This is a genomic window from Massilia psychrophila (assembly GCF_002760665.1).
Lineage (GTDB): Bacteria > Pseudomonadota > Gammaproteobacteria > Burkholderiales > Burkholderiaceae_D > JAFCUW01.
This window is the reverse complement of sequence record NZ_PDOB01000018.1, coordinates 1-26,186: the sequence shown is the minus strand read 5'-3', so window position 1 is coordinate 26,186 and position 26,186 is coordinate 1. Positions and strand designations below refer to the sequence as shown.

The 26,186-nt window shown below is 62.1% G+C and carries 24 protein-coding genes, 1 other RNA gene and 1 pseudogene; 12 read left to right on the top strand and 14 right to left on the bottom strand.

Going from position 1 to position 26,186, the window contains the following annotated elements; genetic code table 11:
- The first annotated feature begins 67 nt into the window (after positions 1 to 67).
- Positions 68 to 1,690: an alpha-amylase family glycosyl hydrolase gene (locus tag CR103_RS12605; protein WP_099916335.1), complete on the top strand. Its 1,623-nt coding sequence runs from the start codon at positions 68 to 70 to the stop codon at positions 1,688 to 1,690.
- Here CR103_RS12605 and CR103_RS12600 read toward each other — a convergent pair.
- From CR103_RS12600 to groES, 4 genes are all read right to left on the bottom strand, one after another.
- Complete coding sequence (locus tag CR103_RS12600) at positions 1,683 to 2,177, bottom strand: hypothetical protein (protein WP_229443037.1); 495 nt, start codon at positions 2,175 to 2,177, stop codon at positions 1,683 to 1,685. The genes CR103_RS12605 and CR103_RS12600 overlap by 8 nt on opposite strands.
- Before the next feature lie 124 nt (positions 2,178 to 2,301).
- On the bottom strand, positions 2,302 to 2,916 hold the full coding sequence (locus CR103_RS12595; RefSeq protein WP_099916334.1) for a glutathione S-transferase family protein: 615 nt from the start codon (positions 2,914 to 2,916) through the stop codon (positions 2,302 to 2,304).
- Between the two features lie 167 nt (positions 2,917 to 3,083).
- Positions 3,084 to 4,730, bottom strand: coding sequence for a chaperonin GroEL (gene groL / locus CR103_RS12590; protein WP_099916333.1), 1,647 nt, complete (start codon positions 4,728 to 4,730; stop codon positions 3,084 to 3,086).
- 79 nt (positions 4,731 to 4,809) lie between these two features.
- A complete protein-coding gene (gene groES, locus CR103_RS12585; RefSeq protein WP_099916332.1) occupies positions 4,810 to 5,100 on the bottom strand; it encodes a co-chaperone GroES in 291 nt (96 codons plus the stop codon).
- A 397-nt stretch (positions 5,101 to 5,497) separates the two neighbouring features.
- Here groES and CR103_RS12580 point away from each other — a divergent pair, with 397 nt between their 5' ends.
- The 6 genes and pseudogenes from CR103_RS12580 (at position 5,498) to CR103_RS22695 (ending at position 7,908) form a co-directional block, all read left to right on the top strand.
- On the top strand, positions 5,498 to 5,728 hold the full coding sequence (locus CR103_RS12580) for a hypothetical protein (RefSeq protein WP_099916331.1): 231 nt from the start codon (positions 5,498 to 5,500) through the stop codon (positions 5,726 to 5,728).
- The gene (locus tag CR103_RS12575) at positions 5,725 to 6,036 is read left to right on the top strand and encodes a cell division protein ZapA (protein WP_099916330.1); all 312 of its coding nucleotides are present in this window, start codon (positions 5,725 to 5,727) and stop codon (positions 6,034 to 6,036) included. Before CR103_RS12580 ends, CR103_RS12575 begins: the two co-directional genes overlap by 4 nt.
- 46 nt (positions 6,037 to 6,082) lie before the next feature.
- A non-coding RNA gene (gene ssrS / locus CR103_RS12570) (6S RNA) lies at positions 6,083 to 6,263 on the top strand.
- Positions 6,264 to 6,365: 102 nt separating this feature from the next.
- On the top strand, positions 6,366 to 6,833 hold the full coding sequence (locus CR103_RS12565) for an EVE domain-containing protein (RefSeq protein WP_099916364.1): 468 nt from the start codon (positions 6,366 to 6,368) through the stop codon (positions 6,831 to 6,833).
- Between the two features lie 125 nt (positions 6,834 to 6,958).
- Positions 6,959 to 7,780 (top strand): annotated as a pseudogene (locus CR103_RS12560) (sulfite exporter TauE/SafE family protein).
- The gene (locus tag CR103_RS22695) at positions 7,744 to 7,908 is read left to right on the top strand and encodes a hypothetical protein (protein ID WP_180279371.1); all 165 of its coding nucleotides are present in this window, start codon (positions 7,744 to 7,746) and stop codon (positions 7,906 to 7,908) included. Before CR103_RS12560 ends, CR103_RS22695 begins: the two are co-directional and overlap by 37 nt.
- Here CR103_RS22695 and CR103_RS12555 read toward each other — a convergent pair.
- From CR103_RS12555 to CR103_RS12545, 3 genes are read right to left on the bottom strand one after another with little or no spacing between them, the layout of a single operon-like run.
- Positions 7,869 to 9,245, bottom strand: a complete 1,377-nt coding sequence (locus CR103_RS12555; protein WP_099916329.1) for a c-type cytochrome — start codon at positions 9,243 to 9,245, stop codon at positions 7,869 to 7,871. The two genes, CR103_RS22695 and CR103_RS12555, sit on opposite strands and share 40 nt — an antisense overlap.
- Before the next feature lie 25 nt (positions 9,246 to 9,270).
- The gene (gene lgt / locus CR103_RS12550) at positions 9,271 to 10,134 is read right to left on the bottom strand and encodes a prolipoprotein diacylglyceryl transferase (protein ID WP_099916328.1); all 864 of its coding nucleotides are present in this window, start codon (positions 10,132 to 10,134) and stop codon (positions 9,271 to 9,273) included.
- Positions 10,128 to 11,030 carry a LysR family transcriptional regulator gene (locus CR103_RS12545; RefSeq protein ID WP_099916327.1) on the bottom strand — a complete coding sequence of 301 codons (903 nt, stop codon included), beginning with the start codon at positions 11,028 to 11,030 and terminating at the stop codon, positions 10,128 to 10,130. Before CR103_RS12545 ends, lgt begins: the two co-directional genes overlap by 7 nt.
- A 125-nt stretch (positions 11,031 to 11,155) precedes the next feature.
- Between CR103_RS12545 and ilvD the strand changes: the two genes are divergently transcribed.
- Positions 11,156 to 12,841: a dihydroxy-acid dehydratase gene (gene ilvD, locus CR103_RS12540; RefSeq protein ID WP_099916326.1), complete on the top strand. Its 1,686-nt coding sequence runs from the start codon at positions 11,156 to 11,158 to the stop codon at positions 12,839 to 12,841.
- A gap of 49 nt (positions 12,842 to 12,890) precedes the next feature.
- On the opposite strand, the gene CR103_RS12535 is transcribed toward ilvD, so the two are convergent.
- The gene (locus CR103_RS12535; protein ID WP_099916325.1) at positions 12,891 to 13,115 is read right to left on the bottom strand and encodes a TIGR04438 family Trp-rich protein; all 225 of its coding nucleotides are present in this window, start codon (positions 13,113 to 13,115) and stop codon (positions 12,891 to 12,893) included.
- Positions 13,116 to 13,310: 195 nt separating this feature from the next.
- Here CR103_RS12535 and CR103_RS12530 point away from each other — a divergent pair, with 195 nt between their 5' ends.
- Positions 13,311 to 13,619 carry a c-type cytochrome gene (locus CR103_RS12530; RefSeq protein ID WP_099916324.1) on the top strand — a complete coding sequence of 103 codons (309 nt, stop codon included), beginning with the start codon at positions 13,311 to 13,313 and terminating at the stop codon, positions 13,617 to 13,619.
- A 120-nt stretch (positions 13,620 to 13,739) separates the two neighbouring features.
- Here the strand turns inward: CR103_RS12530 and CR103_RS12525 are convergent, their stop codons facing one another.
- The 6 genes from CR103_RS12525 to folD form a co-directional block, all read right to left on the bottom strand.
- A complete protein-coding gene (locus tag CR103_RS12525; protein WP_099916323.1) occupies positions 13,740 to 14,882 on the bottom strand; it encodes a branched-chain amino acid ABC transporter substrate-binding protein in 1,143 nt (380 codons plus the stop codon).
- Positions 14,883 to 15,327: 445 nt separating this feature from the next.
- Positions 15,328 to 15,684: a DUF2486 family protein gene (locus CR103_RS12515; protein ID WP_099916321.1), complete on the bottom strand. Its 357-nt coding sequence runs from the start codon at positions 15,682 to 15,684 to the stop codon at positions 15,328 to 15,330.
- Positions 15,681 to 16,112: a DNA polymerase III subunit chi gene (locus CR103_RS12510; RefSeq protein WP_099916320.1), complete on the bottom strand. Its 432-nt coding sequence runs from the start codon at positions 16,110 to 16,112 to the stop codon at positions 15,681 to 15,683. The genes CR103_RS12515 and CR103_RS12510 overlap by 4 nt, the downstream gene beginning before the upstream one ends.
- A gap of 8 nt (positions 16,113 to 16,120) precedes the next feature.
- On the bottom strand, positions 16,121 to 16,738 hold the full coding sequence (locus CR103_RS12505; protein ID WP_099916319.1) for a glutaredoxin family protein: 618 nt from the start codon (positions 16,736 to 16,738) through the stop codon (positions 16,121 to 16,123).
- Between the two features lie 24 nt (positions 16,739 to 16,762).
- A complete protein-coding gene (locus CR103_RS12500; protein WP_099916318.1) occupies positions 16,763 to 18,853 on the bottom strand; it encodes a M3 family metallopeptidase in 2,091 nt (696 codons plus the stop codon).
- Positions 18,854 to 18,878: 25 nt separating this feature from the next.
- Positions 18,879 to 19,721 (bottom strand): bifunctional methylenetetrahydrofolate dehydrogenase/methenyltetrahydrofolate cyclohydrolase FolD, encoded by an 843-nt coding sequence (gene folD / locus CR103_RS12495; RefSeq protein ID WP_099916363.1) that lies wholly within the window; start codon positions 19,719 to 19,721, stop codon positions 18,879 to 18,881.
- Positions 19,722 to 20,005: 284 nt separating this feature from the next.
- On the opposite strand from folD, the gene aceE reads away from it, so the two are divergent.
- From aceE to lpdA, 3 genes are all read left to right on the top strand, one after another.
- A complete protein-coding gene (aceE, locus tag CR103_RS12490) occupies positions 20,006 to 22,702 on the top strand; it encodes a pyruvate dehydrogenase (acetyl-transferring), homodimeric type (RefSeq protein ID WP_099916317.1) in 2,697 nt (898 codons plus the stop codon).
- A gap of 129 nt (positions 22,703 to 22,831) precedes the next feature.
- A complete protein-coding gene (aceF, locus tag CR103_RS12485) occupies positions 22,832 to 24,166 on the top strand; it encodes a dihydrolipoyllysine-residue acetyltransferase (RefSeq protein ID WP_099916316.1) in 1,335 nt (444 codons plus the stop codon).
- A gap of 12 nt (positions 24,167 to 24,178) precedes the next feature.
- Positions 24,179 to 25,996 carry a dihydrolipoyl dehydrogenase gene (gene lpdA / locus CR103_RS12480; RefSeq protein ID WP_099916315.1) on the top strand — a complete coding sequence of 606 codons (1,818 nt, stop codon included), beginning with the start codon at positions 24,179 to 24,181 and terminating at the stop codon, positions 25,994 to 25,996.
- Positions 25,997 to 26,186 lie beyond the last annotated feature (190 nt).

Sequence of the window (26,186 nt, the reverse complement as noted above, 5' to 3'; positions counted from 1 at the left end):
GTCGGCGCATTGTGAAAACCGATTTCCTGATGTATATTATGTACAAAATTTTCTTCATTGGACGCACATGCACATTCCCGACTCCCCATGGTGGCGTGAAGCCGTGATCTACCAGGTCTATCCGCGCAGCTTTCTCGACACCAACGGCGACGGCGTCGGCGACCTGCCCGGCATTACGGCAAAACTCGACTACATCGCCGCACTCGGTGTCGACATCGTGTGGATCTCGCCATTCTTCAAGTCGCCCATGAAGGATTTTGGCTACGACGTCTCGGACTACTGCGACGTCGACCCGCTGTTCGGCACCTTGGCCGACTTCGACCGGCTGGTCGCGAAAGCCCACGGCCTCGGCCTGAAAATCATGATCGACCAGGTGTTGTCGCACACGGCGGAAGCACATCCGTGGTTCGCCGAGAGCCGCAACAATCGGGACAATCCGAAGGCCGACTGGTACGTCTGGGCCGATCCGCGCGCGGACGGCAACCCGCCCAACAACTGGCTGTCGGTGTTCGGCGGCTCGGCGTGGCAATGGGACAGCCGGCGCAAGCAGTACTTCCTGCATAACTTTTTGGCCAGCCAGCCGGACATGAATTTTCACCATCCGGCAGTCCAGCAGGCCCACCTCGACAACCTGCGCTTCTGGCTCGAGCGCGGCGTCGACGGTTTTCGCATGGACGCCTGCAATTTCCACTTCCACGATCGCCAATTGCGCAGCAATCCGCCGGCGCTCACGCGCGACACGGCCACCGTCACCGACGTCAACCCGTACGGCATGCAGGCCCACGTGTACGACAAGACGCAGCCGGAAAACATCGATTACCTCAAACGCATCCGTAGCCTGCTCAACGAGTTCGGCGCGATCGCCATCGGCGAAGTCGGCGCCGACGATGCGCTGGCGGTGATGGCCGACTACACCGCCGACGGCGACAAGCTGCACATGGCCTACAGCTTCAACCTGCTCACGCCCCAGTTCTCGGCGGCGCACATCCGCAGCCAGGTCGAACAGTTCGAAGCGCGCGTCAAGGGTGGCTGGGCCTCGTGGTCGGTGGGTAACCACGACAGCGTCCGCGTGATGACGCGCTGGGGCGGCGCGCAGCCGACACCGGCGCTGGCCAAGGTGGTGCTGGCGATGCAGCTCTCGCTCAAGGGTACGCCGTGCCTGTACCAGGGCGACGAGCTGGCGCTGACCGAAGCGGACGTGCCGTTCGAATTGCTGCAGGACCCGTACGGCATCACGTTCTGGCCCGAGTTCAAGGGGCGCGACGGCTGCCGCACGCCGATGCCGTGGACTTCCGATGCACCGAACGCCGGTTTTACGAGCGGCGCGCCGTGGCTGCCGGTCGATCCAATCCACGTCGTCGCGGCGGTGTCGAACCAGGAAATCGATCCCGCATCGACGTTGAACGCGGCGCGCCGCCTGATCGCCTGGCGCCGCAATCAGCCGCAGCTCACCCGCGGCGAGATCGTCTTCTTCGACGCCCCGGAACCCATACTGGCACTGCGGCGCGACCTGACCGGCCATCCAGGGCTGCTGGCAGTGTTCAACCTCGGCCCTGACCCGGTCAGCTTCGCCTGGCGAGAGGCGCAAGGCGCAACCGCGCTCGAAGGCCACGGCCTGCCGGGCAGCGCTGCGAACGCAGTGGTGTCGCTGCCGCCATTCGGCGCCTGGTTCGGCAGCGCGGTTAGTTAGCGCCGGCGCGCTCCATCGGCTTCGTCGCCGCGCGCCATTGCGCCAGCGTCAACGTCTTGTCGGTGGCGGCATCGTCGACCAGGATGTCGTCGCCGGTCTCGGGTACCAAAAAGCTTTCCCAGCGGCGCGCTGCATCGCTGCCGTTTTCGACGAAGCTCAGCTGAAAGTAGCGCTTGCCTTTGATGAGTCTTGGCTGCGGGTCGTATTCGACCAGCGCGCTACGCAATGCGCCGCCGGACGATTTTTCGATCCGGCTCGACCATGCCTTCAACTCCGGCAGCGCCATCAGCGCTTCCATCGCCTGTTGCCTGGTGCGCACCTTGGCGACCGGTGCAACGGGAGTGGCGGGCGTGACGGATGCCATCGCCGGCGCGGCCGGCTTTTCGCCGCGACAACCGAAAATGGTTGCCGTTGCTGCCACAAGCACCAGCAAGGCGGTGAACTGGACTCTTTTGGACGGTGTGTCGCGCTTTTGCCGCATGTGCATGGATAAGCCTTTGTGGTGAACATCCATACTAAACTAACAATGATGTTCAGGCAATATTCATTGGCCTCGGGCGATAGTTTCCTCTAAACCGGGTCTGACCCGGTTTAGTCCACCAGTGTTCGCATCAGCGAGCCGCGGCAGCATCGCTGGCGACGGCGGCAGCGATGGTTGGGCGGCCCATGATCCGCTCGACGTATTGCGTGATTGCGGGTAGTTTGGGCACCAGGCCAAATGCCGTCGTCCACCCCAGCGCGTTGCCCCACAATACGTCGGCCGCGCTGAAGACCTCGCCCAGCAGGTACGGGCCTTTTTCAAGCTGCGTGGTCAAGGTCGAAAGCATGGTGTCGTAGTCGCCATACGGGCAAAGGCCTTGGGGCGCCTGCTCGCGCTTGAGCGAACGGTCGACAACGGCCGGCTCGAAGCAGGAACCGTAGAAGGCGATCCAGCGCAGGTAGGGTCCGCGCAGCGGATCGCCGATGCGCGGCGCCAGCGCGGCATCCGGATACAGGTCCGCCAAATAAAGGTAGATGGCGACTTGCTCGGTCACCAGGGCGCCGCCGTGCAGGATGGCCGGCACCTTGCCCATCGGGTTGAGCGCCAGGTATTCCGGCTTGCGCTGCTCGCCAGCCTTCTGGTCGATCCGGTGGACGGTAAATTCGGCGTTCAGTTCCTTCAGCAAGGCCAGTACGCCGGTCGAGCGGGTTTGCGGGGTATGAAAAAATTCCAGGTGATGCGGCATGTCGAACCTCCTTCGCTTGTGGAAATGCTCAGAATATATGTTGCAATTATAGCATTATGGCAAAACGAAAAGCGAACAGGGCAGGCAATTTTGGGCGTGCCGCGCCTGAATGCAAAAAAGCCTGCACGGCGCAAACCGTGCAGGCTTTTGGATCAGGCAAACAGCAATTACATCATGCCGTCCATACCGCCCATGCCGCCCATGCCGCCCATGCCACCCATGCCGCCGGCTTGCTTGTCTTCAGCCTGCTCGCACACCATTGCATCGGTGGTCAGCATCAGGCCAGCGATCGACGCTGCGTTTTGCAGTGCCGAGCGGGTGACCTTGGCTGGATCCAGGACGCCCATTTCGACCATGTCGCCGTAGGTGCCGTTGGCAGCGTTGTAACCGAAGTTGCCGGTACCGGCCAACACGGCGGCAACCACCACCGATGGCTCTTCGCCAGCGTTTTGAACGATCATGCGCAGCGGCTCTTCCATTGCGCGCAGGACGATCTTGATGCCGGCTTCCTGGTCAGGGTTATCGCCTTTGACGGTGATGTTGGCGCGTGCGCGCAACAGGGCGACGCCGCCGCCAGGCACGATGCCTTCTTCGACTGCGGCGCGGGTTGCGTGCAGTGCATCTTCAACGCGGGCTTTCTTTTCCTTCATTTCGACTTCGGTGGCAGCGCCGACCTTGATCACTGCAACGCCGCCTGCCAGCTTGGCAACGCGCTCTTGCAGCTTCTCGCGGTCGTAGTCCGACGTCGCTTCTTCGATCTGCACGCGCACTTGCTTGACGCGCGCTTCGATCGATTCGGCCTGGCCGGCACCGTCGATGATGATGGTGTTTTCCTTGCCCACTTCGATGCGCTTGGCTTGGCCGAGTTCTGCCAGCGTGACCTTTTCCAGGGTCAGGCCGACTTCTTCAGCGATGACCTGGCCGCCGGTCAGGACAGCGATGTCTTCCAGCATGGCCTTGCGACGGTCGCCAAAGCCTGGGGCCTTGACCGCGCAAGTTTTCAGGATGCCGCGGATGTTGTTGACAACCAGGGTAGCCAGTGCTTCGCCTTCGATGTCTTCGGCGATGATCAGCAGCGGACGGCCGGCTTTGGCAACTTGCTCGAGGATCGGCAGCAGGTCGCGGATGTTCGAGATCTTCTTGTCGCACAGCAGCACGAACGGATTGTCCTGGATCGATACCTGCTTGTCCGGATTGTTGATGAAGTAAGGCGACAGGTAGCCGCGGTCGAACTGCATGCCTTCGACGATGTCGAGTTCGTCGTTGAGCGATTTGCCGTCTTCAACGGTGATGACGCCTTCCTTGCCGACTTTTTCCATCGCTTCAGCGATACGCTCGCCAATCGAGTAGTCCGAGTTGGCCGAAATGGCGCCGACCTGGGCGATTTCCTTGGTGGTGGTGCATGGCTTGGAGATCTTGGCCAGCTCGGCGACGGTAGCGGAAACTGCTTTGTCGATGCCGCGCTTGAGGTCCATCGGGTTCATGCCGGCGGCAACGAACTTCATGCCTTCGCGCACGATAGCTTGTGCCAGCACGGTCGCGGTGGTGGTGCCGTCGCCGGCGTTGTCGCTGGTGCGGGAAGCAACTTCCTTGACCATTTGCGCGCCCATGTTCATGAGCTTGTCTTTGAGTTCGATTTCTTTCGCAACCGATACACCGTCCTTGGTGATGGTCGGCGCGCCGAACGAGCGCTCGATGACGACGTTACGGCCTTTCGGGCCGAGGGTGACTTTGACTGCGTTGGCGAGGATATTGACGCCTTCAACCATCTTGGAGCGCGCTGCGTCGCCGAATACTACATCTTTAGCTGCCATGTTGTTTCTCCGTTGGGGAAATTTGTCGGGAATTTTGTAAAAACGGTGTCAATCCGCGGTAAACCGCGGCAAGTCTGTTTTACTTGACCAGCACGGCCATGATGTCTTCTTCGCGCATGACCAGCAGCTCGTCGCCGTCGACCTTGACGGTCTGGCCGGAGTACTTGCCGAACAGGACGCGATCGCCGACCTTGACTTCCAGCGCGCGAACCTTGCCGTCGTCCTGGACTTTACCGTTACCGACGGCGAGGATCTCGCCCTGGTCCGGTTTTTCGGCGGCTGCGTCAGGGATGATGAGGCCGGATGCGGTTTTGGTTTCCTGGTCGAGACGCTTGACGATGACGCGGTCGTGCAAAGGGCGAAGGTTCATGTAAAACTCCTTTAGTTTGAGTGGTTTGGCTGGCTTGCCGGAAAAACCGGTAACCGATCCGGTGCTTCAAATTGCAGCGCCGGGTAGGCGGCACTGCCTGAACGACTTGTTAGCACTCTCAGCCAACGAGTGCTAATTATAGGGACGATAAGATGGTTTTTCAAGACGCTTATTTGCTTTATTTATCTTGAACCTTTGTGCCAACGCAAGTCTGCACGGCACTTTTGCTGGTTTGCATGTTGCCGCAGGGCCGCGCCATGCGCGCTGTGCGTAGCTGGCGCCGCGCCGCACGGCGAATCCCGCTACTTGCAGCCCGAAACCAATAAAACGCATCATTACTCGGCGCTAACTTACTGAATCTATTGACGGAAATTCGCTCCGGGTTCTATAGTGACGGATGATTTCCGAATTTCAAGATTTATCCGACAAAATTGACCAGCTCGCCGAGCTGACGGCGTCGCTACGCCGTGAAAATGCCAGCTTACGCCAAGCCAATGCCGTTCTCGGCACCGAAAACGCCGGGTACACGGCGTTGCTGGCCGAGGCGCAGCGCCGTGTTAGCGCCCTGATCGAAAAAATTCCGGCGGCCGCTGTTCCAACCGCAACCCATGATGAGGCAGCCCAATGATCCAGCTCGACGTCAGCATCATGGGCAATCCCTACCGCCTGGCCTGCAAGGAAGGCGAGGAGCGCACCCTGAAGGAAGCGGTCGCTTACCTCGACGGCAAGATGTGCGCGCTGCGCGACGCCGGCAAGGTACGCGGCACCGACCGCATCGCGGTGATGGCGGCGCTCAGCGTGGCGGCCGAATTCCTGTCCGTCAAAGCGCCGCAAGGCCCGTTGTCGGACCTGTCGATTTTGGAAGTCAAGCAGAAGATCGAGGCGATGCACACTGTTTTGGACGGCGCGCTCACACCGCAAGAAAATCTGTTCTGAACGGCCAAATTCGTTTGACTTGTGAGTTCATCGGAGTAAACTTCGTCTCACCCTGCGGTGTTCGCGATTGCCATATATTCCTTGAACCATTTATGTGCACCGGTTGCGGGATTATGTTCGATGGGAGTGAGCGTCGCTAGTCCGACGAACCCGAAATTGAACTAACTGTGACCACCTTGAACCGTTTGGTTCGGGATGCCGGCAAAGACGGCACAGGCGGGGCTTTATTTTGCAAAAAACGGTTGTGCGCATTCGATGCGCGACCGTTTTTTTTTGTCCGCGTTGACAGTTTATAGTTCATGCGCGGCGTATTCGACGGAGCGGCGCCCATGCAGTACTGGTTGATGAAATCCGAACCCGACGAAGTCAGTTTCGACGACGTGATGGCGGCACAAGCGCACACGGTGGCCTGGTTCGGCGTGCGCAATTACCAGGCCCGCAATTTTTTACGCGACCAGATGGCCCCCGGCGACGGTGTGCTGTTCTATCACTCCAGCTGCGCCGCGCCAGGCGTCGCCGGCATCGCCGAAGTGGCCAGCACCGCTTATCCGGACCATTCGCAGTTTGAGACGGACGGCAAATACTTCGACCCGAAAGCGACGCCGGATGCGCCGCGCTGGATATCGGTCGACGTGCGCGCGCTGGAGCCGGGCCGCTACCTGCCCTTGTCGGAAATGCGCGCGATGCCCGAACTGGAAGACATGGTGCTGCTGCAAAAGGGCAGCCGGCTGTCGATCACCCCGGTCACCGCCGGGCAATGGCAAGCGGTCCTGAAACGGCTGCGGCAGAGAGCATAAGCCGCGGCCGTAAAAATGATCGACGCCGCCGTGTCGAGCCGAAAAAACCAGTGCACGTTGCGCATCCGGGCGGCACGGTAGAATGCCGCACCCGGGCGCTGCCCGCTCAACTGGAAACACGCTCGATGACCTGGACGCTGGTGCTGGCCTTGTGTGCGATGGGGATCTTCGGCGGCTTCGCGGCGGGCCTGCTCGGCATCGGCGGCGGCATGATCCTGGTGCCGTTCATGACGATGATCTTCACGTCGCTGCAATTTCCGCCGCAACTGGTGGTGCACATGGCGATCGCCACCTGCCTGGCTACGATCCTGTTTACGTCGATTTCATCGGTGCGCGCGCATCACCTGCAGGGCGCGGTGCGCTGGCCGATCGTGCGCCTGCTTTCGCCCGGCATTCTGGCCGGGTCCTGGATCGGGCCGTAGATCGCCAAGCAGATGAACACCACCGTGCTGGCGCTGTTTTTCGGCCTGTTCGTTGCCGTCGCCGCCACCCAGATGCTGATCCCGGCCAAGCCGGCGACCCGGCGCGACTTGCCGGGTACGGCCGGCATGTTCGGCGCCGGCGGCGTGATCGGCGTGCTGGCCGGCCTGGTGGGCGCCGGCGGCGGCTTCGTGTCGATTCCGTTCATGACCTGGTGCGGCGTGCGGATCCATGGCGCGGTGGCTACCAGCGCCGCGCTCGGCTTTCCGATCGCGCTGTCCGGCACCCTGGCGAACATGGTTTTCGGTTCGAACGCGCCAGGCCTGCCGGCCTATTCGCTCGGCTTTGTCTACCTGCCGGCGCTGGCGGTGATTGCCACTGCCAGCGTCATCATGGCGCCGCTCGGCGCGCGCACCGCCCACCGCTGGCCGGTACAGCGGCTGCGCCGGGTGTTTGCCTTCCTGCTGTACGCGCTGGCGATCTACATGCTGTGGAAAGGCGTCGCGCTGGCGCGCCAGGTTGGCTGACGGCGCGCCGCTACCACCATCATGTGTATGTCATCGAGCTGTCGCCGGACGTGCTCTACGAAGCCCGCTTCAAGCGCGCCAACCCGGATTATTTGCCGGCCGCCGGCGCCTTGTACGCGATGCGGTAGACGCGGCCGCGGAAGTCGTCCGACACCAGCATCGAGCCGTCAGGCAGGAATGCGATGTCGACCGGGCGCCCGACCACCACGCCGTCTTGCAGAAAGCCGTCGATGAACACGGTATCGCTGGCAACCTGGTTGTCGGCCAGGGTGACCAGGGCCACCCGGTAGCCGCTCTTCTGGCTGCGGTTCCAGGAGCCGTGCTCGGCGATGAAGAGCTGGTTTTTGTAGGCCGCGGGGAACATGGTCCCCGCGTTAAAATTCAAGCCCAGCGCCGCCACGTGCGGTCCCAGTTTGGCCATCGGCGCCACGAATTCATCGCAGCGCCGGCCGGCCGCGAATTCGGGGTCGGGCAGCACGCCGCCGGCGCAGTAAGGAAAACCGAAATGCAGGCCGGCCTTGGGCGCCAGATTGAGCTTGTCCGAAGGCAGGTTATCGCCCAGCAAATCGCGCCCATTGTCGGTGAACCACATTTGCCGGGTTACCGGATGCCAGGCCAGACCGACCGAATTGCGCACGCCGCGGGCAAATTCCTCGAAGTGCGAACCGTCGGTGTCCATCCGGAAGATCTTCGAGTAGACCTGGTCTTCGTTGTTGCAGACATTGCAGGGCGCGCCGATCGGGATATACAACTTGCCGTCCGGGCCGACCTTGATGGCCTTGGCGCCGTGGTGGGTGTCCTTCGGCAGGTCGGCCTTGATGACCCGGTAGGCCGGCTTGCGCTCGAAGTTGCTGTCAATGCGGTCGAAGCGCAGCACGCGCGCGATCTCGCCGACATACAGGCTGCCGTCGTGGTACGCGACGTTCGGCTGCTGCAAACCTTCGGCGACGACCACGACCTTGTCGATGACACCGTCTTGCTTGCTGCTGCTCAGGGCGTAGACCTTGCCGGCCTTGCTCGACCCAACATAGACCACGCCTATTGGTGACACCGCCAGGCTGCGCGCGTTCGGCACCTGGTCGCTGAACACGCTGATCGAAAATCCGGCCGGCAGGCGGAAATTGGCCAATTCGGGATAAGTCGTGACGGCGGCCGAAGCGACCGGCGCTGTCGTCAAGTAATCGGCGATGGCGCCGATCTGGGCCGCATCGAGGACGCCACGCCAGGCCGGCATGCCTTTCGCGGGCGCGCCGTTGGCGATGATAGCGGCGAGGCCCGCCTGGTCTGCCTTGGCTTTGCCGGCATGGGCCATCAGGCTTGGCCCCACGCCGCCCTGGCGTTGCTCGCCGTGGCACTGGGCGCAGTTCTGCCGGTACAGGCTTGCGCCGTCGGGTGCGCCGGCGGCGTGGACGGAGGGCAGCGCCAGCGCGCCGGCAAAAAATAACAGCGTCGAAAGTCGGTTCATGGTTCGGTGTGCTCTTATCCGCATCTTAAGTTTTCTTGTTGGCGGCAAGCGGCACCGGCGCGCCATGCGGCTCGCGCGAGTAGGCCCAAACCAGCATGGCGAGCGCGCCGACGACCATCGGCAGCGACAGCACCTGGCCCGACGTGATGGGCAGGCCGGCAACCGTCACCTGCCAATCCGGCACGCGGAAGTATTCGGTAAAGAAACGCGCGCAGCCGTACAGCAGGGTGAACGTGGCGCCCACCGCCAGCCGCGGGCGCCGCTTGCGGGCGTACAGCCACAGGATGATGAACACCAGCAAGCCGTCGACCAGCATCTGGTACAGCGGAGACGGGTGGCGCAAGCCTTCGAGGAACACCGGCACCGGATGCAGCGGGAAGTGGGTGTCCGGCCAGCGCATTGCCCATGGCAGGCTGGCATCGGCGACGCGGCCGGGCAGTTCGGCGTTGATGAAGTTACCCATGCGGCCGGCCGCATAACCGAGCGGCACCAGTGGTGCGATGAAGTCGTAGACGTCGAGCAAGTTATGCCCGGATTTCCGAGCCCACAGCGCCATCGCGATGAGGACGCCGATGAAGCCGCCGTGGAACGACATGCCGCCACGCCAGATCATGAAAATCTCGAGCGGATTTTCGAGGAAATATTTCGGCGTGTAAAACAGCACTTCGCCCATGCGTCCGCCGACGATCACGCCGAGCATGCCGTAGAACAGCATGTCGTCGAGGTCTTCCTTCTTCCATCCCTGGGCGGCGATATGCGGCTGGCCGATGCGCACGCGGCCGAGGGCGATGAACATGGCGAACGCCAGTACGTACATCAGGCCGTACCAATGCACGTGTACGGGGCCGATCGAGAACGCCACGGGGTCGGGCATCGGGTGGGTCAGCATGGTGTGTTCTTCCTTAGTAAATCCAAAAAGCCCAGCAGCACTGGCGAGCGGTTGTCGCGGCGCCAGGCCAGGCCGGTTTCCACTTGCGGGGAAACGTCGCGCAGCGCCCGGTATTCTACGCCCGGACGCATCAGGTTGGACACGGATTGTGGCACAAGTGCCAGGCCCATGCCTGCCGACACCAGGCTGACGATGGTTTGCATCTGGATTGCCTGCTGGCCGATCGCCGGCGTCATGCCGGCGCCGCGAAAACAGCCCAGGATGGCATCGTGCAGGCCGGGGGCGATCGGGCGCGGAAAAATAATCAGGGGCAGCGCCGGCAAGTCCTTCAGCCACACCGGGCCGCCAAAGCGTAAGGCGTCGAGGCCGGCGGGAGCGGCCAGGATCAACGGCTCGTCGAACACCTTCAGGTAGTCGAGCTCGACGCGCGCCTTGTCGGGCAGCGGCGGGATCAACAGGCCCGCGTCGACCCGGTTGTGCAGCAGTTCGTCGACCTGCACGTCGGACGTCGCTTCCTGCAGGCTGATTGCCACTTGCGGGTACTGCACGCGGTAGCTGCGCAGGAAAGGCGGCAGCACGCTGTAGTCGGCCGAGGAGACAAACGCCAGTGAAAGCCGGCCCGATTCTCCGCTGGCGGCGCGCCGCACCAGTTCGGGCAGATCGGCCGCCCGGGCCAGCATGCGGCGCGCTTCGGGCAGCAGCGCGCGCCCGGCGGGCGTGAGTGCCACGCTGCGGCGGCTGCGCAGGAACAGCGGCGCGCCCAACGCTTCCTCGAGTGCCAGGATAGTCTGCGACAGCGGCGGCTGGGTCATGTGCAGTCGTGTGGCGGCGCGGCCGAAATGCAGTTCTTCGGCAACGCTGACGAAATAGCGCAGCTGGCGCAGATCAATGTTCATAATATCTGTTATGCGGTGTGTCGATGCGATTGATACATTTTACGACTCACAGACACGCGAATCAACTATTTGACTTGGGGTGGCGGGCAAGGCATTCTCACACCATCGATCAACAGGAGTTCACCATGGCCGACCAGCCCCGCTACAACCGTCGTTCCCGCAACATCACCGAGGGCGTCTCGCGCAGCCCGAACCGTTCGATGTACTACGCGATGGGTTACGAGACAGAAGACTTCGTCAAGCCGATGATCGGCGTCGCCAATGCCCACTCGACCATCACCCCGTGCAACTCGGGCCTGCAAAAGCTGGCCGACATCGCCATTTCGACCATCAAGGAGGCGGGCGGCAATGCCCAGGTGTTCGGTACACCGACCATCTCGGACGGCATGTCGATGGGGACCGAAGGAATGAAGTATTCGCTCATTTCGCGCGAAGTGATCGCCGACTGCATCGAAACGGCGGTCAACGGCCAGTGGATGGACGGCGTCGTAGTGATCGGCGGCTGCGACAAGAACATGCCGGGCGGGATGATCGCCCTGGCGCGCACCAATGTGCCGGGCATCTACGTCTACGGCGGCACCATCAAGCCGGGCCGCTGGAAGGGCAAGGACCTGACCATCGTCTCGGCCTTCGAGGCAGTCGGCGAATTTACCGCCGGGCGCATGTCGCAGGAAGACTTCGACGGCATCGAGCGCAACGCCTGCCCGTCGGCCGGTTCCTGCGGCGGTATGTACACCGCCAACACCATGTCGTCGTCGTTCGAGGCGCTCGGCATGGCGCTGCCGTTTTCGTCGACGATGGCCAATCCCGACGACGAAAAAGTCGGTTCTGCGGCCGAGTCGGCGCGCGTGCTGGTCGACGCGGTCAAGCGCGACCTCAAGCCGCGCGACATCATCAACCGCAAATCGATCGAGAACGCGGTATCGCTGATCATGGCCACCGGCGGCTCGACCAACGCGGTGCTGCACTACCTGGCGATCGCCTACGCGGCTGAAGTCGAATGGACGCTCGACGACTTCGAGCGCGTGCGCCTGAAGGTGCCGGTCATCTGCAACCTGAAGCCGTCCGGCCAGTACGTCGCAACCGACCTGCACAAGGCCGGCGGCATCCCGCAAGTGATGAAACTGCTGCTCGACGCCGGCATGCTCCACGGTGACTGCATCACCATTACGGGACAGACCATTGCCGAGCAGTTGGCCGACATTCCGTCGACGCCGCCGGCCGGCCAGGACGTCATCCGCACCATCGACAAGGCGCTGTACGCCCAGGGCCACCTCGCCGTGCTAAAGGGTAACCTGTCGCCGGAAGGCTGCGTGGCGAAAATTTCGGGCCTGAAAAATCCCGTGATCACCGGGCCGGCGCGCGTGTTCGACGACGAATACACGGCGATGGACGCGATCCTGGCCGACGCCATCCAGCCGGGCGACGTGCTGGTGTTGCGCTATCTTGGCCCGAAAGGCGGGCCGGGCATGCCGGAAATGCTGGCGCCGACCGCCGCGCTGATCGGCAAGGGGCTGGGCGAATCGGTCGGCTTGATCACCGATGGCCGTTTTTCGGGCGGCACCTGGGGGATGGTGGTCGGGCACGTCGCGCCGGAAGCCTTCGAAGGCGGCGTCATTGCGCTGGTGGAAGAGGGCGATTCGGTGACGATCGACGCGCGCCAGTTGCTGATCCAGCTGAACGTGGCCGACGAAGAAATCGCCCGCCGCAGAGAGCTCTGGAAGCAGCCGGCGCCGCGCTACACGCGTGGCGTGCTGGCCAAGTTCGCCGCGCTAACGTCGTCGGCCAGCAAGGGCGCCGTTACGGGGTAAGCGCCTGCGGTACGTCATCCTCAACCGAAAATGCGGTCAGACCGCATTTTCATTTTCGCTTGTTAAACGCTTGCTTGACGCGGTCCTTGCGGCGCTGCTCGTCGGCGTTGTGCTCTTTCTTCTTGTCGAGGCCGAGCATCTTTTCGATGAACTCGAACCAGATGAAGGCGAATCCCATCAGGCCGGCGATCCACCACCAGGACATTTCGGCAAACCGCCACACGTCAAAAAAGCGCAGGCCAACCAGTAGTGCAATGATGATAATCAGCGGCATGGGGGAGCTCCTTGTTTACGCCATCTCTATATTTTACAAAAGTTTCAGTTCCGCGTGGCAATAAATCGCAATCCGCGGGAGTCAAACAGGTCAACCTGTTGCCCATTTCAAGCGTTAAAGATCTAGGTCACCGTTTTTTTGTGTTGCCCAAAACGCGGTAGAATGTGTTTCAAGTTGTCACCTTTGGAGAAATAGATGAAACGTTCACTGATGTTGTGCATGATGCTGTCGGCGATGGTGTCGACCGGCGCGATGGCAAATGCCGATTTGGCGAAAGCAAAAAATTGCATGGCTTGTCACGCTGTCGCCAATAAGGTGCTCGGCCCTGCATACAAGGATGTGGCCGCGAAATATACTGGTCAAAAAGATGCCGAGGACAAATTGGTTGGCAAAGTGCTCAAGGGCGGCTCCGGCGCCTGGGGCGCGGTGCCGATGCCAGCCAATCCACAGGTCAGCGAAGCTGAAGCGCGCACCCTGGTCAAGTGGATCATGGCGCAAAAATAATTTGCATCGAGTTGAACGGCGTAATTAAAAGCAAAAAGCGCGCTGGCCGAAGCCAGCGCGCTTTTTTTATGTCCCCCTCGGCCGCAGCCGCAGGGGACGGGAGTGTTACTTCACTACAATTTACCGCACCACTTCTATCTTGGTCTTCTTGCCGCTTTTGTATGTAAACAGGGTCAGCGAGCCGTCCTTGATGTCGCCGAAGTTGTCGAACTGGACCATGCCAGTGACGCCCTGGTACTTGATCTTCTTCAGTTCCGGCAGGTACTTGGCCGGGTCGGCCGACTTGGCGTTCTGCATTGCCGTCGCCATCACCATTACCGCGTCGTAGACGTACGGCGCGTAGATCTGGACGTCGGCGTTGTATTTCTTTTTGTAGCGTGTCGTGAAGTCTGCCAACACCTTCTCTTGCGCGCCTTGAACGCCGCCCGCTTCGGCGCACGTCACGTTGGCTTCGCCGATGCCGTCGCCGGCCAGGCGCGCCAGTGCTTCGGTACAGATGCCGTCGCCGCCCATGAACTTGGCGTTGATGCCGAGCGCTTTCATTTGCTTGAGCATCGGGCCGCCCACCGAATCCATGCCGCCGAAAAAGATCAGGTCAGGCTTCTTGGCCTTGATCGAGGTGAGGATGGCGGTGAAGTCGGTCGCGTTGGCATTCGTAAATTCCTTGCCGACCATCTTCACGCCCGGAAACTTGGCTTTCGCGCCCTTGATGAATTCGTCTGCCACACCTTGGCCGTAGGCAGTGCGGTCGTCGATCACGGCAATGCTCTTGGCACCAAGCTTATCGACTGCGTAGCGGCCCAGCGTGCCGCCGAGCTTGTTGTCATTGGCAACCACGCGGAACGCGCCCTGGAAGCCTTGCTTGGTGTACGTCGGGGTCGTGGCCGATGGCGAAATCTGTGGAATGCCGGCATCGTTGTAGATGCGTGAAGCAGGCACCGTGGTACCCGAGTTCAGGTGGCCGATCACGCCGTTGACCTTGGCGTCGACCAGTTTCTGAGCCACTGCCGTGCCTTGCTTTGGATCGGCGGCGTCGTCTTCGGTCAGCAACTGCAGGGTGACTTTTTTGCCGTTGAGCATGAAACCCTTGGCGTTCAACTCTTCGATCGCCATCTTCGCGCCGTTTTCATTGTCCTTGCCCAGGTGCGCACTGGCGCCGGAGATGGGCGCGACGTGACCGATTTTGACGACCTCTTGCGCACCGGCAGTACCGGCAAACGCCATGGCGATGGCAAGTGGAATCAGCTTGGTTGTGAACTGCATGGACATTCTCCAATGGGTGAGGGTAAGACAGCGCTCTTGACGCCGATTACGAAATTTTTACTCAGGGCAAAAGGTACAACAAATTACTTGCTTCGCAAAGGGGTAAACGTGGAGAGAGGCTGTTGGGTGGACGCAATTTGGGATTGAACGCTGCCGATTTTGTAAGCAGATGCGTCGGGGGCAGGCGGGTTGGTCCAGCGGCTCGTCCAAATGGGGTCTCCGCGTGCGAGGGTCGCAAAACGTCGAATGGCCGCAATTATCATGTCGTCCTCGCGCACGCGGGGACCCAATTTCTCAAGCATAGCGACGATGCCTGGCTTCGTCCGTTAAAAGTTGATCAGCCTATCGCGCAAACTGGGTCCCCGCCTGCGCGCGCACGACGGATCTAGAGTTGAGCGACCTTTTGCGACACCCTCGTTCGCGAGGACGATTACCGGGAGGTGCGCTATTTCTTCAGCGCCCGAAGGTGCGTCAGTTCCTGCGCGACGGCGCGCACGACGATTTTTTCGATGGTCTGCTGCAGGCTGCGGCGGATTTCGCTGGTCAAACCGGCCATTGCGTGTTGCAGCGCTTCTTCCATGCCGTCGCGCAAGCGCTGTTCGAGCGCGACGTCGACCCGGCCCTGCAACTGCTGCAAGATGCGCGCGCACAGCCGCTGTTCCAGCGTCGCCATTTCCGGCTCCGCCCAGCTCGCCACGGCCTCGGCGTCGTCGGCTGCCGGCGGCGTCGGTCTGGCGGACTGATCCTGGAAAACTTCGGTCAATACCGGAATGCTTGCGTCGAACGACGGCTGAGGCTTCATGTTTTTCCCGCGACGAAGTGGGTCAGGGGATAGGATTTTTGCTTGTAGTCGAGGTAGCGTTTGCGGCCGGCGGCGGCATCAATCTCATCGGTGGAAATGATTTCGAAAACGCGCTGGAAGCGCCCGACGTTGGCCGGGATGTGCCGCGTCAGGTTGATCAGCATGTCGCCATGCGGCAGTTCGGCCTGCTCGCTGTTGTCACAGGTGACGATGATCGGCGTCTGCGCCGCCAGCGCGTCGCCCAGCATCACGTGCGGCAGGAAGTCGGTCTCCGACAGCGTCCACAGCGCCTCGTTGACGCTGGCGGCTTGACGCGCGTCTTCGGTCAGCAGCACCAGCTTGCCGCCGGCGGCATACGCCTTGCGCGTCAGGCGGCAGGCGTAACTGAGCTTGTCAACGATATTGGTATGAAAGTCGATCCGGGTCATCGCGGTCCTTAAAATTGAAAGCCCGGTGGGGCATCCGGCGGCGGTTTTGGTCGGTTCGCCGGCGCCGCTGGCGCAGCCGGCGCGTCGGGCACGACGTTGCGCGGCGGTGCTGCCGATATGGCGGCAGGATGTTGCCAATTCGCCGGCAAGCGCCGTAACAAAGGATAGGCGGCGTCGGTAAGCGCCGCGTTCCAGGCGCCGGCTTCGAAACCGATGCGGCGGCTGGTGCCGACCAGCAGCAGCGGCAACTGGCCATCGCTGCCGGCGTCTTTCAGCTTTTGCTGGTCGTCGTTCGATTGCACGGTTTTTTCGGCAAACGGGATGCCGCGCTGGCGCAGCAGGGCGCGGCCCTGGTCGCAGGCTTCGCAAGATGCGGTGGTGTAGAGCACCACCGGGTGCATCTTGGCGGCCTCGGCCAGCGCATACGGCAATTCGGCCCTGGCGCTGGTTGGCTCGAGCGACTTGCGTTCAACCTTGCGGGCGTTGGCCGGCGGCGGCTGGTCGCTGAAACTGACCACGCCCTTGGCATCGGTCCACTTGTACACCTGCGCGCCGACGCCGGCCGCGCACAGCAGCAAGCCCGGACCGAGCAATGCCCAGCGTGCCACTGTCCTGTTCGTTCTCATATATTCCCTTGCAGGCATGCCCCCTTAAGAACTCATTCCGCTATGGCGCAACAAGGCATCGATGCTTGGCTCGCGGCCACGGAAGGCCTGGAACGACTCGAGCGCCGAGCGCGAACCGCCAACCGCGAGAATTTCTTGCTGGAAGCGGTTGCCGGTTTGTTCGGACAGGGCGCCGCCGCCCGCTTCGACCGCTTCCTCGAAAGCGGCGTAGGCGTCGGCCGACAACACTTCAGCCCATTTGTAGCTATAGTAACCGGCAGCATACCCGCCGGCAAAAATATGTCCGAACGAGTGCTGGAACCGGTTGAACGATGGCGGCAACATGACCGAGAATTTTTCGCGCACTTCGTTGATCAGTTCCTGGATCGAGCGCGCGCTGGCCGGATCGTAGTCATAGTGCAGGTGCATGTCGACCAGCGAAAACTCGACCTGGCGCAGGGTCTGCATGCCGGACTGAAAATTCTTCGCCGCCAGCATCTTGTCGTACAGCGGGCGCGGCAGCGCTTCCCCGGTCTTGACGTGGGCGGTCATGTGCTGCAGCACATCCCATTCCCAGCAAAAGTTTTCCATGAACTGGGACGGCAACTCGACCGCATCCCACTCGACGCCGGAAATGCCGGACACCGAAATTTCGTCGACTTGGGTCAGCATGTGGTGCAGGCCATGGCCGAATTCGTGGAACAGCGTCGTCACTTCGTCATGCGTGAACAACGACGGCTGCAGCACGCCATCGATTGCCGCCGGTGGCGTGAAGTTGCAGGTCAGATAGGCAACCGGGGTTTGCAGCATGCCGCCGGTTTCCAGCCGGCGTCCCCTGGCGTCGTCCATCCAGGCGCCGCCGCCCTTGCCGCTGCGCGCGTACAGGTCGAGATAGAACTGGCCGACCAGCTTGCCGTCGCGCTCGATGCGGTAGAAGCGCACGTCCGGATGCCATACCGGCGCGGCGTCAAGCGCGATGCTCACGTTGAACAGCGACTGCACCAGCTTGAACAAGCCGTTGACCACTTTCGGCTCGGGAAAATATTCTTTTACTTCCTGGGCCGAGAATGCGTAACGCTGCTCACGCAGTTTTTCCGACGCGTACGTCAGGTCCCAGGCTTCAAGCGGTTCGATTCCCAGCTCGTCCTTGGCAAAAGCGCGCAGTTCGGCCAGGTCTTTCTCGGCGAACGGCCGCGCGCGGCGCGCCAGGTCCTCCAGAAATTCGATCACGTGTTCCGGACTTTGCGCCATCTTCGGCACCAGCGACACCTCGGCGAAGTTGCGGTAGTCGAGCAACTTTGCCTCTTCGTCGCGCAATTTCAGCAAGGTGGCGATATTGCTCGTGTTATCCCATTTTTCCAGCTCGCTGAAAACGACGCCCAGCTCGGACGCCTTGGTCGCGCTGGCGCGGTAAATTGTCTCGCGCAGGCTGCGCTTGTCGGCAAACTGCAGGATCGGGAAGTAGGACGGAAAGTGCAGCGTGAACTGGAAACCGGCCTTGCCGTCCTTTTCGGCGGCGGCGCGCGCCGCTTGCCTGACGTCGTCGGGCAGGCCGGCCAGCTCGGCTTCGTCATCAACGATCAGCTTGTAGTCGTTGGTGGCGTCGAGCACGTTCTCGGAAAACCGGGTCGACACGGCGGCATGCTGTTCCTGGATGTCGGCGAAGCGCGCCTTTTTTTCTTCCGGCAGTTCGGCGCCGCCGAGGCGGAAGTCGCGCAGCGCGTTCTCGATGATTTTTTTACGCGCTGGCGACAGGTTGACGTAGTCCGGATTCGCCTTGAGTGCCTTGTACTTGGCAAACAGCGCTTCGTTTTGCGCCAGCGCGGTCCAGAATTCGGTGACCTTCGGCTGGTTTTCGTTGTAGGCGGCGCGCAGTTCGGGCGTGTCGACAACGTTGTTGAGGTGGTTCACCACGCCCCAGGCGCGGCCCAGTTTTTCGGTAGCGTCTTCGAGCGGGATGACAAAATTTTCCCAGGTGACGTCTGCGCGCGGCGCCTCGAGTTCGGTGACGACGGCGCTGGCGCCGGCGATCAGTTCATCGATGGCCGGCTGCACATGCTCGGGATTGATGTCGTCGAAACGCGGCAGGGCTGAAAAATCAAGCAGGGGATTGCTGATAATGGTCTGGGTGTTCATAAGCTCTCTTTCGATATTCAATGATTTAACGCTCGGCCGCTTCTACCGTATTCATCAGCAGCATGGTGATCGTCATCGGTCCCACTCCGCCCGGCACCGGCGTGATGTAGGAGGCCAGTTCGCGCACGCCGGCAAAGTCGACGTCGCCGCACAGCTTGCCGTTGTCGTCGCGGTTCATGCCGACGTCGATGACGATGGCGCCATGCTTGACCATGTCGGCGGTGAGCGTGTTGCGCCGGCCGACAGCGACCACCACCACGTCGGCCTGGCGGGTGTGCCAGGCCAGGTCCGGTGTTGCACTATGGCAGATGGTGACGGTGGCGTTAGCTTGCAAGAGCAGCATTGCCATTGGTTTGCCGACCGTATTGCTGCGCCCGATCACAACCGCATGCTTGCCGCGCAAGTCGACGCCGGTGCTCTCGATCAGCTTCATGCAGCCGTACGGCGTGCAGGGGCGGAATCCGGCCAGTCCGGTCATCAGTTCACCCGCGCTCAGCACCGAGTATCCATCGACGTCCTTGGCTGTCGAAATCGCCTCGATGACCTTGTGCGGATTGATGTGGCGCGGCAGCGGCATCTGCACCAGGATGCCGTGGATGGCCGGATCGGCGTTGAGGGCTTTGACGCGCTCGAGCAGGGCGGCTTCGCTCAGATCGGCGTCATATTTTTCGAAGACCGAATGAAAACCGACGTCGGCGCAGGCTTTCACCTTGTTGCGCACATAGACTGCGCTGGCCGGATCTTCGCCGACCAGGATCACCGCCAGTCCCGGCTGCCTGCCGCGCGCGCTCAGCGCCGTGGCGCGATGGCCGATGTCGGCGCGCAGTTGTTGGGAAAGGAGAACTCCGTCGATCAGTTGGGCGGTCATGGTATTTGGCATTTTGTAATAGGCAAGGGGAACCGGGATTATAAAGCCGCTGTCGTTATCGCGCGCCTTTGAACCCGGAACGTCCTTATATTGCCAAGCAATGACTCAGGCAGAAAATCAACTATATTCCGCATTATGAAATTGCATATCGTGATTTGAAATTAACTGAGACTGGTGTTAGAATCCCCACACTAACTTTTCATATTGGTAAATAATCAGTAAACCGGCGCCAGCGAACTGCCGATCTGCAACGAGCAGGGCGCCCATAACCAGGAGACGCAACAATGTCAGCTCAACTCGACCAGTTGACGGCCCAAGCCGCCAACGATCCGGACACGCTCGAAACCACGGAATGGCTTCAAGCCCTCGAAGCCGTCATCGAAAACGAAGGTCCCGAGCGGGCCCACTACCTGATGGAGCGCCTGGTTGACCTGGCCCGCCGCCGTGGCGCCCATATCCCGTTTTCCAGCAACACCGCCTACGTCAACACCATCCCCGTCCACCTCGAACAACACTGCCCCGGCAACCTCGAATTCGAGGAGCGGCTGCGCTCGTGGATGCGCTGGAACGCGATGGCGATGGTGGTCAAGGCGAACCGCGTCGACGGCGACCTCGGCGGCCACATTTCCAGCTTCGCCTCGCTCGCCAACATGCTCGGCATCGGCTTCAACCACTTCTGGCGCGCCCCGAACGAAGAGCACGGCGGCGACCTGCTGTACATCCAGGGCCACTCCTCGCCAGGCATCTATGCCCGCGCCTTCCTCGAAGGCCGCCTGAGCGAAGACCAGCTGCTCAATTTCCGCCGCGAAGTCGACGGCAAGGGTCTGTCTTCCTATCCGCACCCGAAACTGATGCCGAAGTTCTGGCAGTTTCCGACCGTCTCGATGGGCTTGGGCCCGCTGATGGCGATCTACCAAGCGCGCTTTTTGAAGTACCTGCACGCGCGTTCGATCGCCGATACCGAAAACCGCAAGGTCTGGGTGTTCTGCGGCGACGGCGAGATGGACGAGCCGGAATCGATGGGCGCCATCGGCATGGCCGCACGCGAGCGTCTCGACAACCTGGTCATGGTCGTCAACTGCAACCTGCAGCGCCTCGACGGCCCGGTGCGCGGCAACGGCAAGATCATCCAGGAACTCGAGGCCGACTTCCGCGGCGCCGGCTGGAACGTCATCAAGGTGGTCTGGGGCCCGGGCTGGGACGCCCTGCTGGCCAAGGACAAGGACGGAATCCTGCAGCGCGTGATGATGGAAACCGTCGACGGCGAATACCAGAATTACAAAGCCAAGGACGGCGCCTACGTGCGCAAGCACTTCTTCGGCAAGCACCCCGAGCTGCTCAAGATGGTTGCCAACTTGACCGACGACGACATCTGGCGCCTGACCCGCGGCGGCCACGATCCGCACAAGATCTACGCCGCCTTCAAACTGGCGCAGGAAAACAAGGGCACGCCGACGGTGCTGCTGGTCAAAACGGTCAAGGGCTTCGGCATGGGCAAGTCCGGCGAGGCGCGCAACACCGCCCACCAGACCAAGAAGCTCGACGACGACGCCATCCGCGAAATGCGCGACCGTTTCGCGATCCCGATCCCGGACGACCAGCTGGCCGATATTCCGTTCTACAAGCCGGCCGACGATGCGCCCGAAATGATCTACCTGCACGAGCGCCGCAAAGCGCTCGGCGGCTTCCTGCCGCAGCGCCGCATGCAAGCGGACGAAACGCTGGTGGTGCCGCCGCTGAGCGCTTTCCAGAACGTGCTCGATGCAACCGCCGACGGGCGCGAAATCTCGACCACGCAAAGTTTTGTGCGAATCATTTCGACCCTGCTGCGCGACCCGAGCCTGGGCCAGCGCATCGTGCCGATCCTGGTCGACGAATCGCGCACCTTCGGCATGGAAGGGCTGTTCCGCCAGATCGGCATCTTCAACCAGCAGGGCCAGTTGTACGAGCCGGTCGACAAGGACCAGGTGATGTACTACCGCGAAGACAAGGCCGGCCAGATCCTGCAGGAAGGTATCAACGAAGCCGGCGGCATGAGTTCGTGGATCGCCGCGGCGACGTCGTACTCGTCGAACAACCGCGTGATGATCCCGTTCTACACCTTCTATTCGATGTTCGGCATGCAGCGCATCGGCGACCTGGTCTGGGCTGCCGGCGACATGCGCGCCCGCGGTTTCCTGATGGGCGGCACGGCGGGGCGCACCACGCTCAACGGCGAAGGCTTGCAGCACGAAGACGGCCACAGCCATATCTTTGCCGCGACGATCCCGAACTGCATGCCGTACGATCCGAGCTTCGGCCACGAAGTGGCGGTCATCGTGCACGACGGCTTGCGCCGCATGGTGACCAACCAGGAAGACGTGTTCTACTACATCACGCTGATGAACGAGAACTATCCGATGCCTGGCCTGCGTCCGGGATCGGAAGAGGGCATCCTGAAAGGCATGTACCTGCTGCAGGAAGGTCCAGCCGAAGCAACGCTGCGGGTGCAGCTGATTGGCTCCGGCACCATCCTGCGCGAGTCGATGTTCGCCGCTGAACTGTTGCACAACGACTGGGGCGTCGCCGCCGACGTCTGGTCGGCCCCATCGCTGACGATGGTGGCGCGCGATGGCGCCGATTGCGAACGCTGGAACCTGGTCAATCCGACCTCGGAACCACGGGTGCCGTACGCGACGCAGCTGCTGCAGGCGTCGAGCGGGCCGATTGTCTCGACGACCGACTATGTGCGGGCGTTCTCCGAACAGATCCGCGCCTACGTGCCGAAAGGCCGCAATTTTACCGCCCTCGGCACCGACGGCTTCGGCCGCTCCGACACCCGCGTCAAGCTGCGCGAGTTCTTCGAGGTGAACCGCTATTACGTCACGGTCGCGGCATTGAAGGCACTGGCCGATGACGGCGTGATCGAACAATCGGTGGTGGCCGAAGCGGTTGCCAAGTATGGGCTGGATCAAGCCAAGCCGAATCCGGTGACGCAGTAATCGAGTCGTCGTCCCCGCTAAGGCGGGGACCCAGTTTGCGCGAGTCAGCGACGAAATGGGATTGCCGCGTACGCGGCAATGACGGTCTCGAGTGTTGTAGAAAAAAACCAACAATAACGGAGTAATCCCATGAGCATTGTGGAAGTCAAGGTCCCGGATATCGGCGACTTCAAGGAAGTGGAAGTGATCGAACTGATGGTCAAGCCGGGCGACACCATCAAGGTCGACCAGTCGCTCGTCACGGTCGAATCGGACAAGGCCAGCATGGAGATCCCGTCCAGCCACGCCGGCGTGGTCAAGGAACTAAGAATCAAGGTCGGCGACAAAGTGGCCGAAGGCTCGCTGGTGCTGATATTGGAAGCGGCCGACGCCGCGGCGCCGGCCGAAGCTGCACCTGCCGCCGCACCCGCACCCGCACCCGCACCCGCCGCTGCCGCTGCCGCACCCGCACCTGTAGCTGTCGCACCTGCGCCTGTAGTTGCCGCGCCTGCTCCTGCTCCCGCGGCCGCAGCCCCGGCGGTGACGAAATCGACCGCCCACGCATCGCCATCGATCCGCAAGTTCGCCCGCGAACTCGGCGTCGACCTGTTGCGTGTCAACGGCAGCGGACCGAAGGGCCGCATCACCCAGGACGATGTGCAGAATTTCGTCAAGGGCATCATGGCCGGCGGCGCCGAGCCGGCTTCCAAGCCTGCCGGCGGTACCGGCAGCGGCGTCGGACTCGACCTGCTGCCATGGCCGTCCCTCGACTTCAGCAAGTTTGGCCCGACCGAGCTGCTGCCGCTGTCGCGCATCAAGAAGATCAGCGGCCCGAACCTGCACCGCAATTGGGTGATGATTCCGCACGTGACGCAGTACGACGAATCGGATGTCACCGATCTCGAACAATTCCGCGTCGATTCGAACGCGGCGTTGGCCAAGGCCAAGTCGATTGTCAAGCTGACCATGCTCGCGTTTGTGATCAAGGCCAGCGTCTCGGCCTTGAAAAAATACCCGGCGTTCAACTCGTCGTTGTCGGCAGATGGCGCCAACCTGATCCTCAAGCAGTACTACAACATCGGTTTTGCCGCCGATACGCCGAACGGCCTGGTGGTGCCGGTACTGAAAGACGCCGATAAAAAATCGGTGTCGCAGATCGCCACCGAAATGGGCGAGCTGTCGGCCATGGCGCGCGACGGCAAACTCAAGCCGGCCGACATGCAGGGCGCGACGTTCACGATCTCGTCCCTGGGCGGCATCGGCGGCACGTATTTCACGCCGATCATCAACGCGCCGGAAGTGGCGATCCTCGGCTTGTCGAAAACGGCGATGAAACCGGTGTGGGACGGCGCCGCCTTCCAGCCCCGCCTGATCTTGCCGCTGTCGCTGTCGTACGACCACCGCGTGATCGATGGCGCGATGGGCGCGCGTTTCACCGCATATCTGGCCGACGTCCTGGCCGACCTGCGCAAAACCCTGCTGTGATTGGAGCGCACGATGAGCATGATTGAAGTAAAAGTCCCCAATATCGGCGACTTCAAGGAAGTCGAAGTGATCGAACTGATGATCAAAGTGGGCGACACGATCAAGGTCGATCAGTCGCTGATCACGGTCGAGTCCGACAAGGCCAGCATGGAAATCCCGGCCAGCCACGCCGGTGTCGTCAAGGAATTGAAAATCAAGGTCGGCGACAAGGTGGCCGAAGGCTCGCTGCTGCTGCTGCTCGACGACAGCGCCGGTTTAGCTCCAGCCGCGGACGCTGTCAGCCCACCGGCGATGGCCGGGGCGCCGGCGCCGACCTCGAACACCGAGTCGTATGCGCCGGCCGCCCCGGCGCCGGCGGCGCCGGCAACCACGCCGGCGCCGACCGCTGCCAGCTACGCCGGCAAGGTCGACGTCGAGTGCGAGATGATGGTGCTGGGCGCCGGTCCCGGCGGTTACTCGGCCGCTTTCCGCGCCGCCGACCTCGGCATGGACACGGTGCTCATCGAGCGTTATGCCACTCTTGGCGGCGTGTGCCTGAACGTCGGCTGCATTCCATCGAAGGCGCTGCTGCACGTGGCGGCGGTGATCGACGAATCGGCGTCGATGAGCAAGCACGGCATCACGTTCGCCAAGCCCGAGGTCGATATCGACCAGCTGCGCGGCTGGAAAGATAAAGTCGTCGGCAAGATGACGGGCGGCCTGGCCGGCATGGCCAAGGCGAGAAAAGTCAACGTGGTGCAGGGCGTCGGCCAGTTCATCGGCCCCAACCACATCGAGGTGATTGGGGTCGACGGCAGCAAAAAAGTGGTCGCATTTAAAAAAGCGATCATCGCGGCCGGTTCGTCCGTCGTCAAGCTGCCGTTCGTGCCGGAAGATCCGCGCATCGTCGACTCCACCGGCGCGCTCGAACTGCGGGCGATTCCGAAAAAAATGCTGGTGATCGGCGGCGGCATCATCGGTCTCGAGATGGCCCACGTCTATTCGACGCTGGGCGCGCGCATCGACGTCGTCGAAATGATGGATGGCCTGATGCAAGGCCCCGACCGCGACATGGTGAAAGTCTGGCAGAAATTCAACGAGCACCGCTTCGACAAGATCATGCTTAAAACCAAAACGGTCGGCGTGGAAGCGCTGCCCGAAGGCATCAGGGTCACGTTCGAAGCAGCAGAGGCGGGCGCCGTGGCGCCCGAACCGCAGCTCTACGACATGGTGCTGGTGGCGGTCGGGCGCAGTCCGAACGGCGGCAAGGTCAGCGCCGACAAGGCCGGCGTCTCGGTGACCGAGCGCGGTTTCATCCCGGTCGACGGCCAGATGCGCACCAACGTCGCCCACATCTTCGCCATCGGCGACCTGGTCGGCCAGCCGATGCTGGCGCACAAGGCGGTACACGAGGCCCACGTCGCGGCCGAAGCGGCGCATGGCGAAAAGGCGTACTTCGACGTCAAGGTGATTCCTTCGGTGGCGTACACCGATCCCGAAGTGGCATGGGTCGGCATGACCGAGGACGAGGCAAAAGCGAAGGGCATCAAGTTGGAGAAGGGCCACTTCCCGTGGGCCGCGAGCGGACGCGCGGTCGCCAACGGCCGTGACGAGGGTTTCACCAAGCTGCTGTTCGACGCCGACACCCATCGCATCGTCGGCGGCGGCATCGTCGGCACGCACGCCGGCGACATGATCGGCGAAATCGCGCTGGCGATCGAGATGGGCGCCGACGGCGTCGATATCGGCAAGACGATCCACCCGCATCCGACGCTGGGCGAATCGATCGGCATGGCCGCTGAAGTGTATGAAGGGGTGTGCACGGACTTGCCGCCGCCGCGCAAGCGGTAGCTCATTTGATGTCGTCCTCGCGCACGCGGGTGCCGCAAAACGTCGAATGGCCGTAATTGCCACGTCGTCCTCGCGCACGCGGGGACCCAATTTCTCGGCAACAGCGACACCGCCCGGCATCGTCCGTTAAAAGTTGATCCGCTTATCGTGCAAACTGGGTCCCCGCGTTCGCGAGGACGACGGGATATAC

What these genes read in the sequence shown, in the direction of transcription:
- CR103_RS12605 (WP_099916335.1), top strand. Translation starts at nt 68, where the DNA reads ATGCACATTCCCGACTCCCCATGGTGGCGTGAAGCCGTGATCTACCAG.
- CR103_RS12600 (WP_229443037.1), bottom strand. Translation starts at nt 2,177, where the DNA reads ATGCACATGCGGCAAAAGCGCGACACACCGTCCAAAAGAGTCCAGTTC.
- CR103_RS12595 (WP_099916334.1), bottom strand. Translation starts at nt 2,916, where the DNA reads ATGCCGCATCACCTGGAATTTTTTCATACCCCGCAAACCCGCTCGACC.
- groL (WP_099916333.1), bottom strand. Translation starts at nt 4,730, where the DNA reads ATGGCAGCTAAAGATGTAGTATTCGGCGACGCAGCGCGCTCCAAGATG.
- groES (WP_099916332.1), bottom strand. Translation starts at nt 5,100, where the DNA reads ATGAACCTTCGCCCTTTGCACGACCGCGTCATCGTCAAGCGTCTCGAC.
- CR103_RS12580 (WP_099916331.1), top strand. Translation starts at nt 5,498, where the DNA reads ATGATTTCCGAATTTCAAGATTTATCCGACAAAATTGACCAGCTCGCC.
- CR103_RS12575 (WP_099916330.1), top strand. Translation starts at nt 5,725, where the DNA reads ATGATCCAGCTCGACGTCAGCATCATGGGCAATCCCTACCGCCTGGCC.
- CR103_RS12565 (WP_099916364.1), top strand. Translation starts at nt 6,366, where the DNA reads ATGCAGTACTGGTTGATGAAATCCGAACCCGACGAAGTCAGTTTCGAC.
- CR103_RS12555 (WP_099916329.1), bottom strand. Translation starts at nt 9,245, where the DNA reads ATGAACCGACTTTCGACGCTGTTATTTTTTGCCGGCGCGCTGGCGCTG.
- lgt (WP_099916328.1), bottom strand. Translation starts at nt 10,134, where the DNA reads ATGCTGACCCACCCGATGCCCGACCCCGTGGCGTTCTCGATCGGCCCC.
- CR103_RS12545 (WP_099916327.1), bottom strand. Translation starts at nt 11,030, where the DNA reads ATGAACATTGATCTGCGCCAGCTGCGCTATTTCGTCAGCGTTGCCGAA.
- ilvD (WP_099916326.1), top strand. Translation starts at nt 11,156, where the DNA reads ATGGCCGACCAGCCCCGCTACAACCGTCGTTCCCGCAACATCACCGAG.
- CR103_RS12535 (WP_099916325.1), bottom strand. Translation starts at nt 13,115, where the DNA reads ATGCCGCTGATTATCATCATTGCACTACTGGTTGGCCTGCGCTTTTTT.
- CR103_RS12530 (WP_099916324.1), top strand. Translation starts at nt 13,311, where the DNA reads ATGAAACGTTCACTGATGTTGTGCATGATGCTGTCGGCGATGGTGTCG.
- CR103_RS12525 (WP_099916323.1), bottom strand. Translation starts at nt 14,882, where the DNA reads ATGCAGTTCACAACCAAGCTGATTCCACTTGCCATCGCCATGGCGTTT.
- CR103_RS12515 (WP_099916321.1), bottom strand. Translation starts at nt 15,684, where the DNA reads ATGAAGCCTCAGCCGTCGTTCGACGCAAGCATTCCGGTATTGACCGAA.
- CR103_RS12510 (WP_099916320.1), bottom strand. Translation starts at nt 16,112, where the DNA reads ATGACCCGGATCGACTTTCATACCAATATCGTTGACAAGCTCAGTTAC.
- CR103_RS12505 (WP_099916319.1), bottom strand. Translation starts at nt 16,738, where the DNA reads ATGAGAACGAACAGGACAGTGGCACGCTGGGCATTGCTCGGTCCGGGC.
- CR103_RS12500 (WP_099916318.1), bottom strand. Translation starts at nt 18,853, where the DNA reads ATGAACACCCAGACCATTATCAGCAATCCCCTGCTTGATTTTTCAGCC.
- folD (WP_099916363.1), bottom strand. Translation starts at nt 19,721, where the DNA reads ATGACCGCCCAACTGATCGACGGAGTTCTCCTTTCCCAACAACTGCGC.
- aceE (WP_099916317.1), top strand. Translation starts at nt 20,006, where the DNA reads ATGTCAGCTCAACTCGACCAGTTGACGGCCCAAGCCGCCAACGATCCG.
- aceF (WP_099916316.1), top strand. Translation starts at nt 22,832, where the DNA reads ATGAGCATTGTGGAAGTCAAGGTCCCGGATATCGGCGACTTCAAGGAA.
- lpdA (WP_099916315.1), top strand. Translation starts at nt 24,179, where the DNA reads ATGAGCATGATTGAAGTAAAAGTCCCCAATATCGGCGACTTCAAGGAA.